This is a genomic window from Flavobacterium defluvii (assembly GCF_900129555.1).
GTDB lineage: Bacteria > Bacteroidota > Bacteroidia > Flavobacteriales > Flavobacteriaceae > Flavobacterium > Flavobacterium defluvii.
Window position 1 is genome coordinate 129127 of sequence record NZ_FQWC01000002.1, and the last position, 15956, is coordinate 145082.

Annotated in this window: 17 protein-coding genes; 10 read left to right on the forward strand and 7 right to left on the reverse strand. The window is 31.3% G+C overall.

Annotated features, from left to right (window positions below; all coding sequences use genetic code 11):
* Positions 1-21 precede the first annotated feature (21 nt).
* Positions 22-1038, reverse strand: a complete 1017-nt coding sequence (locus BUC29_RS04670; protein ID WP_073413843.1) for a hypothetical protein — start codon at positions 1036-1038, stop codon at positions 22-24.
* Between the two features lie 86 nt (positions 1039-1124).
* Here BUC29_RS04670 and BUC29_RS04675 point away from each other — a divergent pair, with 86 nt between their 5' ends.
* The gene (locus BUC29_RS04675) at positions 1125-2249 is read left to right on the forward strand and encodes a cysteine desulfurase family protein (protein ID WP_073413845.1); all 1125 of its coding nucleotides are present in this window, start codon (positions 1125-1127) and stop codon (positions 2247-2249) included.
* A gap of 166 nt (positions 2250-2415) precedes the next feature.
* Here the strand turns inward: BUC29_RS04675 and BUC29_RS04680 are convergent, their stop codons facing one another.
* On the reverse strand, positions 2416-2988 hold the full coding sequence (locus BUC29_RS04680; RefSeq protein WP_073413847.1) for an L-threonylcarbamoyladenylate synthase: 573 nt from the start codon (positions 2986-2988) through the stop codon (positions 2416-2418).
* Positions 2989-3020: 32 nt separating this feature from the next.
* Positions 3021-4097, reverse strand: coding sequence for a DegT/DnrJ/EryC1/StrS family aminotransferase (locus BUC29_RS04685; RefSeq protein WP_073413849.1), 1077 nt, complete (start codon positions 4095-4097; stop codon positions 3021-3023).
* 250 nt (positions 4098-4347) lie between these two features.
* Between BUC29_RS04685 and BUC29_RS04690 the strand changes: the two genes are divergently transcribed.
* Genes BUC29_RS04690 through BUC29_RS04720 form a run of 7 tightly spaced genes read left to right on the forward strand, consistent with a single transcriptional unit; the run spans position 4348 to position 10121 of the window.
* Positions 4348-4578, forward strand: a complete 231-nt coding sequence (locus tag BUC29_RS04690) for a phosphopantetheine-binding protein (protein ID WP_073413851.1) — start codon at positions 4348-4350, stop codon at positions 4576-4578.
* 4 nt (positions 4579-4582) lie between these two features.
* Positions 4583-5638 (forward strand): 3-oxoacyl-ACP synthase III family protein, encoded by a 1056-nt coding sequence (locus BUC29_RS04695; RefSeq protein ID WP_073413853.1) that lies wholly within the window; start codon positions 4583-4585, stop codon positions 5636-5638.
* Positions 5635-6723, forward strand: a complete 1089-nt coding sequence (locus tag BUC29_RS04700) for an aromatic ring-hydroxylating oxygenase subunit alpha (RefSeq protein WP_073413855.1) — start codon at positions 5635-5637, stop codon at positions 6721-6723. The genes BUC29_RS04695 and BUC29_RS04700 overlap by 4 nt, the downstream gene beginning before the upstream one ends.
* Positions 6723-7466, forward strand: a complete 744-nt coding sequence (locus BUC29_RS04705; protein WP_073413857.1) for an SDR family NAD(P)-dependent oxidoreductase — start codon at positions 6723-6725, stop codon at positions 7464-7466. Before BUC29_RS04700 ends, BUC29_RS04705 begins: the two co-directional genes overlap by 1 nt.
* A gap of 7 nt (positions 7467-7473) precedes the next feature.
* A complete protein-coding gene (locus tag BUC29_RS04710) occupies positions 7474-8484 on the forward strand; it encodes a 3-oxoacyl-ACP synthase III family protein (protein WP_073413859.1) in 1011 nt (336 codons plus the stop codon).
* On the forward strand, positions 8484-9119 hold the full coding sequence (locus tag BUC29_RS04715; RefSeq protein ID WP_073413861.1) for an acetyltransferase: 636 nt from the start codon (positions 8484-8486) through the stop codon (positions 9117-9119). The genes BUC29_RS04710 and BUC29_RS04715 overlap by 1 nt, the downstream gene beginning before the upstream one ends.
* Positions 9120-9158: 39 nt before the next feature.
* Positions 9159-10121 carry a glycosyltransferase family 2 protein gene (locus tag BUC29_RS04720; RefSeq protein WP_073413863.1) on the forward strand — a complete coding sequence of 321 codons (963 nt, stop codon included), beginning with the start codon at positions 9159-9161 and terminating at the stop codon, positions 10119-10121.
* 4 nt (positions 10122-10125) lie between these two features.
* Here BUC29_RS04720 and BUC29_RS04725 read toward each other — a convergent pair whose 3' ends face one another.
* A complete protein-coding gene (locus tag BUC29_RS04725; RefSeq protein ID WP_073413866.1) occupies positions 10126-11145 on the reverse strand; it encodes a glycosyltransferase family 2 protein in 1020 nt (339 codons plus the stop codon).
* A gap of 118 nt (positions 11146-11263) precedes the next feature.
* On the opposite strand from BUC29_RS04725, the gene BUC29_RS04730 reads away from it, so the two are divergent.
* The gene (locus BUC29_RS04730) at positions 11264-12121 is read left to right on the forward strand and encodes a hypothetical protein (RefSeq protein WP_073413868.1); all 858 of its coding nucleotides are present in this window, start codon (positions 11264-11266) and stop codon (positions 12119-12121) included.
* Between the two features lie 5 nt (positions 12122-12126).
* On the opposite strand, the gene BUC29_RS04735 is transcribed toward BUC29_RS04730, so the two are convergent.
* Positions 12127-13200, reverse strand: coding sequence for a glycosyltransferase family 4 protein (locus BUC29_RS04735; RefSeq protein WP_073413871.1), 1074 nt, complete (start codon positions 13198-13200; stop codon positions 12127-12129).
* 79 nt (positions 13201-13279) lie between these two features.
* Between BUC29_RS04735 and BUC29_RS04740 the strand changes: the two genes are divergently transcribed.
* A complete protein-coding gene (locus tag BUC29_RS04740) occupies positions 13280-14047 on the forward strand; it encodes a Kdo domain containing protein (RefSeq protein ID WP_073413873.1) in 768 nt (255 codons plus the stop codon).
* Here BUC29_RS04740 and BUC29_RS04745 read toward each other — a convergent pair.
* Positions 14044-14808 (reverse strand): glycosyltransferase family 2 protein, encoded by a 765-nt coding sequence (locus BUC29_RS04745; protein WP_073413876.1) that lies wholly within the window; start codon positions 14806-14808, stop codon positions 14044-14046. The two genes, BUC29_RS04740 and BUC29_RS04745, sit on opposite strands and share 4 nt — an antisense overlap.
* Positions 14809-14810: 2 nt before the next feature.
* Complete coding sequence (locus BUC29_RS04750; protein WP_073413878.1) at positions 14811-15875, reverse strand: glycosyltransferase family 9 protein; 1065 nt, start codon at positions 15873-15875, stop codon at positions 14811-14813.
* Positions 15876-15956 lie beyond the last annotated feature (81 nt).

Consider the following 15956-nt stretch of genomic DNA (forward strand, 5'->3'; position numbering starts at 1 on the left):
TTTTAAAGCTTTTTCTCGTTTTTATGATGTAGTAATTTTTCCTAAAAGGAAACTATTTCCAAGTTTAAAAGAACTGCCTCCTTTTGTTAATACAACATTTTTAAGGGTAACTGTATGTATAAAACTATTACCCACTTTTTCTGTAGTAACTTCTATTTTAGCCTGTGTTCCGGCAACAGTATCATTTCCGCCAATCCACGTTTGATTTAGTGCAGGTAATGTTGGAACTTGTGATGCACAAAAATCATAGGTAGAAGTAATACTTCCTGTTCCGCTTCTGAAATTTCGATAAACAACTTTATTATTACCAGTTGCGGTAATATCAGCTGTTCTTGGTTGTCCGGCCGGCGTAGCTTCATTAACAATTAAATTTTGAGATAAATTTTCAACAGTTAATGTAAATGATGCACTATAATTGTAAATTTTTGTTTTGTCAGCACATATATATGCTTCGCCAGTATCTGCATTTTGAAATGTCAGATCTGCAGGCGTAACAGTTGTCTGATAAGTTCCAAATTCAAAAAGCTCCTGAACTTGTGGTCCCGAAGGTTTCATGAAAGTTATATTTTCAAATGCAATAGTATGGTTATAAGCTTTAATTCGGGTTGCACCGTTTTCATCAGGATCTGTAGTAACCTGTGCTGTTACAATTCTTATCTTTCCGTCAGTTCCAATCCATTCCTCAGTAACATTCGGTGTACTTGGCGGGATTGTTCCGCAAATGTTATCTTTTGCAACGGTTCCGTTATAAGCTCTGTATAAAACACGATATTGTCCATTTCCATCACTATCGATGTCATATTCTACTTCCCCCGGATCATTTACAAGACCTTCAGATTTTGGTAATTGAAGAATTAAAGCTTCCTGAGATTTTAGTTTATATATTATAGTTGGATCAGTACTGGTACTGGTTTCGTCAAATGTAGTACAGCTTACAGGAGTAACAGAGTCAAAATCGATTGTATCAACTGTTAAATCGCCGTCGTCGCAGCCGTTTAAGAAAAGCGCCAATAACAAAAGGCTTGCATATTTTTTCATCGTAATTTTATTTGTGCCAAAAATAGTGAAAAATTTGGCAAATGATCTTTAAGATTAGACAATTGATATTTCATAACTTTGCAGCGATGAAAAAAGTATATCTCGACAACGCCTCAACTACAGCTATGCGTCCTGAAGTTATTCAGGAAATGACTAAAATTATGACCGAAGATTTTGGAAATCCATCTTCGACACATGGTTTTGGCAGAAACGCAAAAACGGTTTTAGAACTATCCAGAAAAAGTATTGCGAAACATTTAAATTGTTCGGCACAGGAAATTATTTTCACTTCGGGCGGAACTGAAGCTGATAACTGGATTTTGAGATCGGCAGTTGAAGATCTGAAGGTTGAACGTATTGTTACTTCAAAAATTGAGCATCATGCTGTTTTATACAGTGTTTTAGCTTTACAGGCTGATTATAATGTTCAGATTGATTATGTAAATGTGAATCAGGACGGAAGTATCGATTTAACGCATCTTTCTAACTTATTATCTGAAGAGAAAAAAACTATCGTGAGTTTGATGCATGTAAACAACGAAACGGGAACTATTTTAGATTTGGATAGAGTGGGAGCTATTTGCAAACAATACAATGCATTGTTTCATTCAGATACTGTTCAGTCTGTTGGTAAAACAGAAATCGATCTTCAAAAAACTTCAGTTGATTTTATTTTGGCAAGTGCACACAAATTTCATGGACCAAAAGGCGCAGGTTTTGCTTTTATTCGTAAAAATTCCGGATTGCAGCCTTTACTTTTTGGCGGCGAGCAGGAAAAAGGACTTCGTGCAGGAACAGAAGCTGTACATCAAATTGCTGGAATGGCAAAAGCTTTGTCTCTTTCTTATGAAAATTTAAATGAGGAAAGAAATTACATTTCTGACTTAAAAAAATATCTTATAGAACAATTAGATATCAATTTTCCGGGTTATTGGATTAATGGAAAAAAAGACGATTTCTATAATATTATCAATATTACATTACCTTTTTCTTCAGATAAAACTTCGATGCTTTTGTTTAGTTTGGATATGAAAGGAATTGCAGTTTCAAGAGGAAGCGCCTGTCAGTCCGGAAGTATAAAACCTTCGCATGTTTTAAAAGAAATGCTTTCGGATGATGATTTAAAATTACCAAACCTCCGAATTTCATTTAGTCATTATAATACAAAAGAAGATATCGATTGGCTGATTGAGAGTCTTAAAGTTGTTTAGTTTTAAAGGTGCTAAGGTTCTGAGATACTAAGACTCTAAGTTTTTTTCGCGATGTCCTTCGACTTCGCTCAGGATGACATCATAAATCTGTCAGGCTGAGCGAAGTCGAAGCCACTTATTTTCTAAGTTTTTATAAATCTAAAATCTACATTCTAAAATCTAAAATTTATTTACGAATAACTTTAACCTGCGAATCTTTTGTTAATTTGATAATTGTAGATGATTTTCCGTTGATTTTGTCCTGATTTAATTTCACCACATAATCAACCCCGTTTATAATTTCCGGACTAATGTCTTTAAAACTTTGCGGCGTTGGCTGACCTGAAATGTTTGCCGAAGTCGAAACCAATGGTTTTTTCATTCGTTCCATCAATTTGTAACAAAAAGGTTCTTTTACTAATCTAACGCCAAGTGATTTATCGGCAGAAATAACATTAGGAGCAACATTTCGGGCATCATCTAAAATTAATGTCGTTGGTTTTTCAGATAAATCTATAATCTGCCAGGCAACTTCGGGAATATCTTTAAAAACGTTATAAATCATTTTTTCACCATTTACTAAAACAATCATACTTTGAGTTTCGGCACGTTGTTTTAGTTTGTAAATTTTAGCAACAGCCTCAGGATTAGTAGCGTCGCATCCAATTCCCCAAACGGTATCAGTTGGGTAAAGAATAATTCCGCCTTCTTTGATTACTTCAAAAGCATTGTGAACTTCAGTATTAATATCTTGATTCATAACGTAATGTATTAGAAAACAATAAAATGGTTTTATTGTAATGTTTGTGTATTTATAATTTGAACAATGTTTTCCAGATCAGTTTCAGGAATTCCCACGTATAAAGGTAAGCATAAAATTCGCGAAGCAATAGATTCTGAAATTGGCATTTTTTCTCCTTTCGTATATTCAATCGTATTTAAAGAAGGATAAAAATAGCGACGAGGAATTATATTTTCAATTGCCAGAGCATCCAAAACCTTCAGTAAAGTTTCTTCTGAATCTAAAATTACCGGATAATAACTATAATTCCATTCCGTATTTTCTCTTATTTTTAAAGCTTGTACAGTATTGAAATTTAATTTGTTATTATAAAAATCAACCACTTTTTTTCTTTCGTCAATAATATGGTTCATGTACGGAAATATAGCCAGACCCATCGCAGCCTGAAGCTCAGAAATTTTAGCATTAATTCCTAAACCATGAAAAGCCAAAGGGCCATTATGTCCAAAATTATGACTGTAATATAATTGGTGATAATCGGCATCATTGCAAAACATGGCGCCTCCTTCTCCGGTATGAAATAATTTAGTCGCATGAAAACTGCAGGTGCTCACATCTCCAAAATTAAAAATAGATTCATTGTTGTAGGTAACCCCAAAACAATGTGCGGCATCGTAAATAACTTTTAGATTGTGTTTTTTAGCAATTTTCTCAATTGCAGCAACATCACATGGATTTCCAAAAACGTGAGTTGCTAAAATTGCAGTTGTTTTTGGTGTTATGGCAGCCTCAATTTTGGTTTCGTCAATTGTTAAATAATCCGGGTGAATATCTACAAATACTGGAGTACAATTTTCCCAAACAATCGCCGCCGAAGTGGCAACATAAGAAAATGGCGTTGTAATAATCTCGCCGCCTTTTCCAAAAAGTTTTAAAGCAATCTGAATCGGAATCGTTCCGTTATTTGTAATTATTATATTAGAAACATCAAGGAAATTTTTGAGTTTTTCTTCGAGTTCTATTGTAAGTTCGCCTCTGTTTGTTAGCCAAACTTTATCCCATGCACGTTTTACATAAGAATTGTATTCTTCTTGCGGGGGCAAAAAAGTTTTGGTTACAGGAATCATTTAATTATTGATTTAGTGGATTTAAATTTATCTTTAAGGATAAACTATTGTTATATTTGCGGGGTAAAATTAGGAAAAGAAACCTTAATTTTTGATATAACTGAATATTATAACATTTTACAAAACGAAACTTTTAGTTAAGATTGTTGGTAAACAACGAGTTAGTACTTTTAAAGCAAGGAAAAGAATGTTTTTTGATATTTGGTACAATTAATGTGAAAAATGAACACAAAATAAATTTAAGATTACTATGGAAATCAATGCCTTTTTGAAAAATTTTGCAGATCTTTTAGACGATACAGATGCAGCTTTAATTACACAGGAAACTGTTTTTAGAGACTTAGATGAATGGAATTCATTAACTGCATTATCATTAATTGCGATGGCAGATGAAGAATATGATGTAAAATTGACCGGAGATGAAATAAAATCTTCTAATTCATTAAACGACATCTTCGAAATAATTAAAAATAAAGCATAAGTAAATGGCAGCTTTTTCAGTACATGATATTGCAATAAGAGGTATTTCCTGCAGCGTTCCTAAAAATAAGGAACTAAATGTTGATTTGGATATATTGACAAAGGAAGAGATTCAAAAATTTGTTGAAGCAACCGGAGTGGAAGAACGACGAATTGCGACAAAAGATATTTGTACTTCTGATTTATGCTGTGAAGCTGCTGAAAAATTAATTAAAGATTTAAATTGGCAGAAAGATGAAATCGAAATTTTGGTTTTTGTTTCTCAGACTGCCGATTATATTTTACCTGTTTCTGCTGCCATACTACAGAACAGATTAGGATTATCTACAAATTGTGTTGCTTTTGATGTTCCGCTGGGATGCTCAGGTTATGTTTATGGAATGTCTATTATTGCCGGTATGATGAAAGCGACGGGACTTAAAAAAGGTTTGCTTTTAGCTGGAGATACAAGCAGTAAATTACTTTCTAAAACGGATAAAAGTACCGTTCCGTTATTTGGAGACGGAGGGAGCGCAACGGCATTTGAATTTGATGAGAATGCAGAAAAAATAGATTTTGATTTAGGTACAGATGGTTCTGGTTATAAAGCTATTATTATTCCGGATGGAGGATCTAGAAACAGAATAAACGAAGATTCGCTTAAAGTTGTTACTATCGAAGAAGGAATCAGCAGAAATTCCTGCAATTTGGTTCTTGACGGAATGGATGTTTTTGGTTTCGGAATTTCTCAGGCGCCTAAAACGGTAAAAAAACTGGTTGAAAAATTCGAGATCGATATCGATAAAATAGATCATTTTGTATTTCATCAGGCCAATTTGATGATGAACAAAATGATCGTAAAAAAACTGAAACTGCCAGTTGAAAAAGTTCCGTATTCATTAAAAGAATTTGGAAATACATCTTCAACAACAATTCCATTAACAATTATTGCCGAATTGAAGGAGAGTTTAAGAAACAATTCTAAAGATTTAATAGTTTGCGGTTTTGGAGTTGGTTTATCATGGGGAACAGCAAAAATTAAGCTGAATAATGTTGTGATTTCTGATTTGATTGAAATATGATAAAAAATTTTGATTACATAGACGAATCGGTTTATCAAAAAGAAAAATCTTTGTTTTTTAATGAATCCTGGATATTAGCCGCTCATAAAAATGAACTATTAAATAACAACGATTTTATAACTTTTGAGTACTACGGAAATAAGATTTTCATTCAAAATTTTAACGGTACAATTAAGTCATTTCAAAACGTATGCCTTCACAGATTTAATACAATACACGAAGAACCTTTTGGAAACCGGGTTTCATCATGTTTATATCATAACTGGACTTACGGAAAAAAAGGAAATGTTGTTGGTTTAATGTGCCGGAATTCGTTTGAAAAAGATCATATAAATGAGCTAAAACTTAAAGAATATGAAGTTGCATTTTGCGGTGATTTTGTTTTCTTAAAATTAAATGAAAAATTCGACAAGACTTTACCAGAATATTTAGGAAATATTTTTACGCCGCTTGAAGAATTAAGTTTACATTTTGGATCAAAAACAATCGATTATTCAATTGAACATAAAGCCAACTGGAAACTCCTGGTTGAGAATGTTTTAGAGTGTTATCATTGTGCTTCGGTTCATGAAAATTCATTTGCCAAAATGGGATTTGGTTCCGTTCCGCCTGAAAAATTTGATTTTTTTGATGCTCACAGCTGGTGCGAATTTCCAAAAGGAGAAGATGTAAAACCCAATAAAATTATTGAGAAATCATTAGCAGCGAGAACTTTTAAAACGCAGGGATATTATCATTTTTACCTATATCCAAATGCATTTGTGAGTACAGTAGAAGGGAAAGGATTTTATTTAGGATTTATGTTCCCGGAATCTCCTTCAAAAACCAATTTAAGGGTGCGTTATTTTTCAACAAAATTTGAAAAAGAATTAAGCGAATCAGAACAAAATATTATTGATTTTATAAATAATAGTTCTAATGATTCTCTGGATTTGGTTTTAAATGAAGACAAAAAAATCTTAGAAAATATTCAGCCCAATCTGTCAAACTTTAAAGATCATTCTCCAATATTTGGCGATGAAGAATTTAGAATTTTAAAGTTCTATGAATATTTCAATAAACAAAAAGAACAAAAAGAGATATAATGAATCCATTTGATTTATCAGGAAAAAAAATTTTGGTTACCGGAGCATCTTCGGGAATTGGTTATGAAACTTGTTTAGCGATTGCAAGACAAGGCGGAAGTTTTATAGCAATTGCAAGGCGCAGAGATTTTTTGGAGAAACTAATAGAAGAATGCGGAAACGAAAATAGTTTCATAACGGCAGATTTGTCTAAAATGGAAGATATTAAATCTATTGTTGATACAATCGAAAATATTGATGGAATTGTACATTCAGCAGGAATCGTTTCTTTGGCGCCTGTAAAATTTTATTCAGAAGAATTAATGAATGAAATGAGAAGTATCAATTTTGATTCAATTGCATATCTGGTTAATTTAATTTTTAAAAAGAAGAAAATCAATAAGGGAAGCTCAATTGTTTTAGTTTCTTCAATTGCTGGTTTATTCGGAATGAAAGGAAACGGAATTTATGCTGCAAGTAAAGGCGCATTGATTGCTATTTCTAAAGTTTGGGCAAACGAATTTGCATCAAGCAAAACGCGTGTAAACTGCGTTTCGCCAGGAATGGTAAAAACAGAAATTACCTCGAAATCTATTGAAGATTTATCTCTTGAAGTTATTCAGCAGGACGAAAAAAAATATCCTTTAGGATATGGCGATCCGGTTCAGGTTGCAAATCCAATTGTGTTTTTGTTATCCGAAGCAAGCAGCTGGATTACGGGACAAAATTTAGTTTTAGACGGAGGAAGAACTTCTACAATTTAATTTTAAAATGAAAGCAAATATTAAAGCCATATCTTATTATCTGCCAGAAGAAATTTTGACAAATGATCTCATTAATCAGGATTTTCCGGAATGGGATATTGAAAAAATTAGTTCCAAAACCGGAATTAATTCCAGGCATATAAGTGCAAAAGATGAGTTTTCATCTGATATGGCTGTAAAGGCTGCTGAAAAATTATTCGAAGAACATAATATTGATCGTTCTACAATAGATTATTTATTGTTTTGTACACAAAGTCCAGATTATTTTTTGCCAACAACAGCTTGTATTCTTCAGGATAAATTAGGTTTAAATACTTCGATTGGAGCTTTGGACTTTAATTTAGGATGTTCAGGTTTTGTTTACGGATTAAGTTTAGCAAAAGGTTTAATCGCCGGCGAAATGGCGAAAAATGTTTTGCTGATTACTTCAGAAACGTATTCAAAATTTATTCATCCAAAGGACAAAAGCAATAAGACCATTTTCGGCGATGCTGCTGCAGCAACTTTAATAACTGCCGAAAAAGGTTTTTGTTCTCTCGATAAATTTGTTTTTGGAACTGACGGAAAAGGAGCAGAAAACCTTATTGTAAAACAAGGCGGAATGCGTTTTCCGGTTTCAAATGAAAATGAAGATATTCAGGATGAATTTGGAAATATCAGAAATGATAAAAATTTGTTCATGAACGGAACCGAAATTTTCAATTTTACGGGAGAGTTTGTGCCAAAACTTACCAAGTCAATTTTAGAAAAATCAAATCTTTCTCAGGAAGACATTGATTTGTTTGTCTTTCATCAGGCAAATAAATATATGCTCAATCATTTAAGAAAAAAGATAAAAATCCCGGAAGAGAAATTTTTTATTTCTATGGAACACTGTGGTAATACAGTTTCTTCAACAATTCCGATAGCTTTATACGATGCTCAAAAACAAGGAAAACTATCTAATATTAAAAATATTGTATTGGCAGGTTTTGGTGTAGGATATTCCTGGGGAGCTTGTAACTTAATTATAGAATAATGAAAAATTTAATTATAGTAGGAGCAAGAGGATTTGGACGTGAGGTTTATGATCTTGCCACACAATGTTCAGGTTTTAATCTGGAATATGTTATAAAAGGATTTCTTGATGACAAAGCAGATGCGCTTGATGGTTTCGAAAATTATCCGCCAATTATTTCTTCTGTGGAAGATTATAAAATTCAAGAAAATGATGTTTTTGTCTGCGCATTAGGTACAGTAAAATGGAAAAAACATTATGCTGAATTAATTCAGGCAAAAGGAGGAAAATTTATAAACCTAATTCATCCATCAACAAAATTAAATACAAATGCTGTTGTTGGAACCGGATTATTGGTTTTTATGTATGCCAATATAAGTAACGACTGTATTATCGAAGATTTTGTTACCATACAAGGATATGTTGGTTTAGGACACGATACAAAAATCCATAAATGGGCTCATTTAAGTTCATACTCTTTTACAGGAGGTTTTGTTATTCTTGAAGAAGAAGTTACGCTAAATACCCGCGCTACAGTTCTTCCGCATGTAGTGGTTCGAAAAGGCGCAACAGTAGGAGCGTGCAGTATGGTTATCAAAAACGTAAAAGAAAATACAACTGTTTTTGGAGTTCCGGCAAAGAAGTTAGATTTTTAAAATCAATTCTATTTATTAAAACTACACAGTAATTATTTCATGAGAAATCAAAGTGATATTATTTTAAATTGGGAAGGAAATTTACAGCCAGTCGTAAGTATTCTATGTGATGCTTACAATCATGAAAGGTTTATTACAGAGGCATTAGAAGGTTTTTTAAAACAAAAAACGACATTTCCATTTGAAATTATTATTCATGACGATGCCTCAACAGATGGCACTACTGAAATAATTAAAAGTTTTGCAGAACAATATCCATTAATTATAAAACCTGTTTTACAGAAAGAAAATCAATATTCTCAAAAAATAAATTTTTGGAGTGATATAACTTTTCCTATGGCACAAGGAAAATACATAGCTTTATGTGAAGGAGATGATTACTGGATTGATGAATTAAAACTGCAAAAACAAGTTGACTTTTTAGAAAACAATCCAGAGTATGTAATTACGTGGACTGATTTTTTTACTCGAAAAGATACAGAATTAGTGCCAAACGATTTTAAAGAAACATTGCCGGATGTGTATACAATTGATTTCAATACTCTTTTTCAACCTTACTGTACTTACACCTTAACAAGTCTTTTTAGAAAAGATGCTGTTGATCCGCTAGAGTACAAAAAGTTCAAATACGGAAAAGATAATACACTTTATTCGATAGCACTTTGTCATGGAAAAGGTGCATTTTTAAATTTTCAGGCTGCAGTTTACAGATGGCATTCAGGCGGCGTTTACTCTTTGCAATCTCCTTTTTTTCAGCGTTATTCTTCTTATCGTAATATAAAAGAAATATTTCAAAACATTCCGCAGGCGCGAACCCATAACATGAAAAAAGTTATGTTGACTTTGCTAAAAGCATCAGCATTTGAAGCTTTAAAGCTGCGTAAATCTGAACAATATAAAAATATTGAAGAAGCTGACATTGCTATAAATGAGTTTTTAGAAAAAGCCAATTTTTCTTTAAAACTGAAATATTTATGGCGCTACATTAAAACGAATATATAGTTTGTTATTTCGCTTTTAAAGATTTAAAATACAAAATCACTTTATCGATCCATTTTATCTTCTGAAATAATACACTTTCGTTGTTTTTTAAATGTTTATAAAATGAAAGATTATAAGAACCCGCATTTCGAATAATGCGTATTAGATTTTTTGTAATGTGTTTTTGAAAAACTTCCTGATTAAAATATCCTAGTTTTTCATTTTGCGAAATCAGGACTTTAGAAGCATTAATTGTTTCAATAATATCTTCTGGCGAAAGTCTCTTTTTAAACGAAACAGCATTTAAGTAAAAATCAATTTTTGGATCTTCAGGGTTAATTTCAAGTTGAGCCAATTGATTTATTTTTACTCGTCGCACAGATCGATTAACGTTATCAATTTTAGTTTTACTGATATTGTTATTGTGCTGTCTGTAATTTAACAGTGATTCTGGAATGTTATAGAACTTAGTTTTTGCCAATAATCTGCTCCATAAGTCATAATCTTCAACAGGAACATAATCATTATCAAATTTTAAATCTCCTAAAACTTCTTTTTTAAACATTACAGTTGGATTCCCAATGTTACAGCTGTGTAAAAAAGATACTTTTATAGCATCAGGTTCTGTATTATGCTTTATAAGTTTGTTTTTTTTTAATCCGAAGAAAGTAAACCATGTACCGCAAACGCCTATTTCGGGATTGTTTTTTAATATTTCAATCTGTTTTTCAAAACGACTTGGCATAGCAATGTCATCAGCATCCATTAATGCAATAAATTTTCCTTTTGCAGCGTTTATTCCTTCATTCCTTAGATTTGCAGGACCTACATTGTGTTCTTTATCTATAATAATGATTCGATTATCTTCAGATTGAAATTTCTTAATAATGTGTAAACTTTCGTCAGTAGATTTGTCGTTTAAAATTATAACTTCAAAGTCTGAGAATGATTGGTTTAGTATACTTTCAATAGTTTCATGTAAAAAAGAAGCCGCGTTAAACACAGGAATTATAACAGAAATTTCAGGATTTTGAAGAATTTGCATGGTTTTTGTTTTACTTGGCAAAGATAAGATTTAAGTTAAAATTATCTTAAAAATTCAAAAGCAAATTTCGTAGATAATTTCGGAATGTTTTTATCTTTGTCGTAACAAATTTAATTAAATGAAAAAAATTCAGGTTGGATTTTTAGTGTCGTATGATTATGAATTGCTCAAAATTGCAATTCCACAAATATATAAAGAATCTGACTCAATTTTTTTAGCAATTGATAAAGAAAGAAAGACCTGGAAAGGAGAATCTTTTGAGATAAAAGATGATTTTTTTCAATGGATAAGGTCTATTGATGTAGATTCTAAAATAGAAATACTGGAAGATAATTTTTATCACCCAGATTTAACAAGCATGCAGTGTGAAGTTTTAGAACGAAAAGTACTTGCTGAAAAAATGGGAATTGGCAACTGGCTTATACAGCTTGATGCCGATGAATATTTTTTAGATTTTAAAGGGTTTGTAAAATTTTTAAAATCTAAAAATCATTTTCTTGATAATCCTGAAAAAAATCAGGTTCAGATTTCGCCATGTCTTATCAATCTTTATAAAAGAGTAGATAACGGAGTACTGTATGTTAAAAAGCCAACCAAAATTATGGTTGCAACAAACTATCCTGGTTATAAAATTGGAAGACAAACCCGTAAAAGAATCATTTACTACAGAGGACCAATTTTGCATGAATGTATTTCCAGAACTAAAGAAGAGCTAGAAATGAAATTTAATAACTGGGGACATGATACTGATATAAATAAGGAAGAGTTTTTAAATAAATGGGAAACTGTAAATGAATGCAATTACAAAAGTATGCGAAACTTCTTTTACATGGAACCTCATAAATGGAAAAAACTGGCGTTTGTTAAAGGATCTACTTTTGATGAAATCAAAAATAACCTTGATTTTTTTAAAGTTTTGCCCTCAGATTTCTATATCTGGAAAAAAAATCTGGGACAATGGTTTAAACACTTATAGAGGTTTTATTTTAGAATTTCTTTATAAACATTAAAATATTCTGCAGCTGCAACTTTCCAATCGAAACTTGCAGCTCTTTTTTTAAGCTGATTTTCGATCTCGGTTTTATTGCTTTCAAAATTAGATAATCCGTTAAAAAGTACATCTTTCATGTATTCAGGATCAAAATTGGTCCAGTAATTTGAGATTTCGCCGCCAATTTCTGGTAATGAGGTTTTATCAGACAAAAACACGGGTTTTCCAAAACGCATAGCTTCGATTGGAGGAAGACCAAAACCTTCGCGAATTGATGGAAAAAGAAACGCTGTACAGTTTTTCATATAAAACTGTTTTCCTTCGTCTGAAACTTTTCCGGTCAAAAAAACCTGATTTTCCAAACCATTATCAGAAATAAGTTTTTTGATTTCTTCCCCATACTTTTTATCATTATTCCCGGAAATAATCAAATTAAAATCCTTTATTAATTTCATCATATTAATAATCGAACTATAATTTTTTCTTTCTATAAAATCCCCAATACAATAAAAGAATGGCTTGTCGACAGGAACATTAGAAACAAAAGCAGACGTATCTAAAATTGTTGAAATAGGATTCCCATTATAAATAACATATTCAGGAACATTAGGTACATTAAAATGTTCGTGCGTGTGTTTTTTTGCAAATTCAGAGATGTAAGTAATAGCAGTTGATCTTTCTAATTTTTCTCTAAAAAGCTTTTTTAATTTAGGACTTTTACTATCTGAAACTTCTTCAACAAAATGAATATCGTGAACAGTTAAAAGGTAATTACTTTTATGAAAAGGCTCAACCTTAATGTTTTGATTTACAGAATGCCATAAATCGTATTTTTTTCGAATTCTAAACAACGGATGCCTCGAAAGACTACTATATTTATGATATTTGAATTTGTTTTTAAATTCTTCTTTAAGAAGTTCTGGTTTAGAACTGTTTAAAGTTAATTCGTAATCATTAAAATCGAGTGTAGACAATCCTTTTATTAGCTCATAATTAAAGGTTCCTAAACCTGATGCTCTGTTGTTTATATTATGTGTTTCTAGAAAAATACTTTTTTGGGACATTATTTTCTTTTTTTACGAAAGTACAATAATAATTTGAAGTCTTAAATATGTATTTTTGTCGTTTTATAACAAACGACTAATGAATTTTAAAGTAAATCCTTCTTTCGAAAATAAAACTTCGTCAATTCTTGACAAAATCCAAAATTTCAATACCTCAGGGGAGCTTTTTGGAAATGGAGATCGTAACAAGATCAAATTGTTTGACTTAGATGGGAAAATGATTAATATTAAATCCTTTAAAATTCCAAATATAGTTAACAAAATTGCCTACCGATATTTTAGAAAATCAAAAGCCAGACGCTCGTTTGAGTATGCAACGATTTTATTAGAAAAAGGAATTGGAACTCCGGAACCAATTGCATTTCTTGAAAATTTTAATTTTCCAGGTTTAAAAGACAGTTATTATGCCAGCGAACATCTAGTTACAGAGCTGACTTATAGAGAATTAGTTGAAATTCCGGATTATCCCGATCACGACAATATTTTGAGACAGTTTGTGAAATTTACATTTGATCTTCATGAAAAAGGTGTAGAGTTTTTAGATCATTCTCCGGGAAATACATTGATTAAAAAGAATGAAAATGCAAATTATAGTTTCTTTTTAGTTGATTTAAACCGAATGAATTTTCATGAAAGTATGAGTTTTGAGCAGCGCATGAATAATTTTAGCCGTTTAACGCCTAAAAAAGAAATGATTGCTGTTATGAGCAATGAATATTCTAAATTTTATACCGAGAAATCAGAAACTGAAATTTTCGAAAAAATGTGGAAAGCTACTTCTGATTTTCAGGAAGAATTTGCAAGAAAGAAAAGATTAAAAAAGAAATTAAAATTCTGGAAATCTTAATTTGCTCTAATCTTTTTAAGTTCCTGAAAACGAACTGCTACACTCAAAGCATTTAAATAACAAATTATAACTCCTTTTTTTCCGTCTAAAAAGCCCAATCTCAATAAATATTGATTTAGAAATTGATAAGCCGGACGAATATAGAAATGGAAAAAGTGAGGTTTGGTATTTTTTATAAACTCTTCCTGCGCTTTTAACTTGCCGTAAAAAATCATTTTTTGCTTATAATCTTCATAATTCGAATAAGAATAATGAGTTAGCTTGTTTTTTAATATTCCGGTTTTTCCGTTTACGATTAATTTTTCGTGAACAATTTTATTGTTGTTATAACTCGCATTTTCTTTCTTAAAAAGACGAATTATTTTATCATTCTGCCAGCCGCTAAAACGAAGCTTTTTGTTCTCAAAAATAAAATCACGTGCTACAAAATAAGCAGAAGCAGCATTGTCCTGACTAATAACTGTTTTTATTTCCTGCTGAAGATCTGTGTTCAACCTCTCGTCGGCATCAATAAAAAGAATCCATGAATTTGATGCTAAATCAATAGTATAATTACGCTGAAGGGCAAAATTATCAAAAGATCGCTGTACAATTTTTACATTTTTGTAAGTCGATGCTATTTCAAAAGTTTTGTCGATGCTAAAAGAATCTACAACGATTATTTCATCGGCGAAAGCCAAATTATCAAGAACTTCACGAATGTTTGATTCTTCATTATAAGTGATTAATAAAGCAGATAAAAGTTGGTTTTGCGAAATCATTTTTAGCTGATATTTTTTTCTATAAATGATTCGATTTTATCTTTAAAGAATTCAGGTTTAAATTCTTGATATAGAGACAAAGCTTCTTTTTTTAGCATTTTTTCAGATTTCTGTTCAAATAAATCAGATCTATAATCTTTTAAATGAACAGAAAGATGATGAATTCCATCTTCAAAAGTAGCCCATATTTTCTTTTCAATCCATGGAGAAAAAATTATAAAAGAAGGTTTTTCTAAAGCTTTTGCCATATTTATGGCACCGCCATCGTTTCCGATAATGGCATCACATTGATTCATAAGAGCAATAAACGAACGTAAATCTCCACCCAATAAATCAAAATATATTTTTTCCTGAGTTGAAGGTTTGCAGGTATTAAATACTGTTTTGGCATCTTCTAACTGTTTTGGGAAATAATTAAACAGAATATTTACATCGGCATTATCTGCAACAAAATCTACAACTTTAGACATGAATTCTAAAGGATATGTTTTTAGTTTTTCGCTTCCTAAAAGACTAATCATTATAGTTTTTCTGTCTTTTCGAACGTTATTTTTTTCAAGTAATGCTAAAGCTTCCTGATTTTCTTTTTCTGAAACAAATAATTTCGGAATTGGATCTATTTTAATTTTTAAATCTAAAGGTTCTAATAAAGAAAGTCTTCTCTCGATTGCTAAGCCCAAATTAGTTTTAGGAAAAGGAGCAAAAGGGACATTATCGGTATACAGAAAATTTCTTCCAGTTTTTTTATAAGAGATTTTTCTTTTTGCATTGCTTAAAAATACTAAAATCCAGCTTTCAAGTTTTGAATAAGCATCAATTAAAAGATCGTATTTTTCATTTCGAAGCTGAAAACCAAGTTTCAAAAGCTCCTTTTTGCTTTTTCGATGTTTTTCTTCAAATAAAATAATATTATCAATACTTGTATTCCCTTCTAAAACCGGAGTTGTAGAAGCGTAAACTAAATAATCGATTTGGGCATCTGGATATGCAGCACGCAGATTATTGCAAATAATACTGCTCACCAAAACATCTCCAATCATTTTTTGTTGGATAACAAGTATCTTCATTTAAAAACGGAATCTTATAATTAATTACAAATTGACGTAAAAAAAATCCAAATTCCAATGATTAAATCGGAATTTGGATTT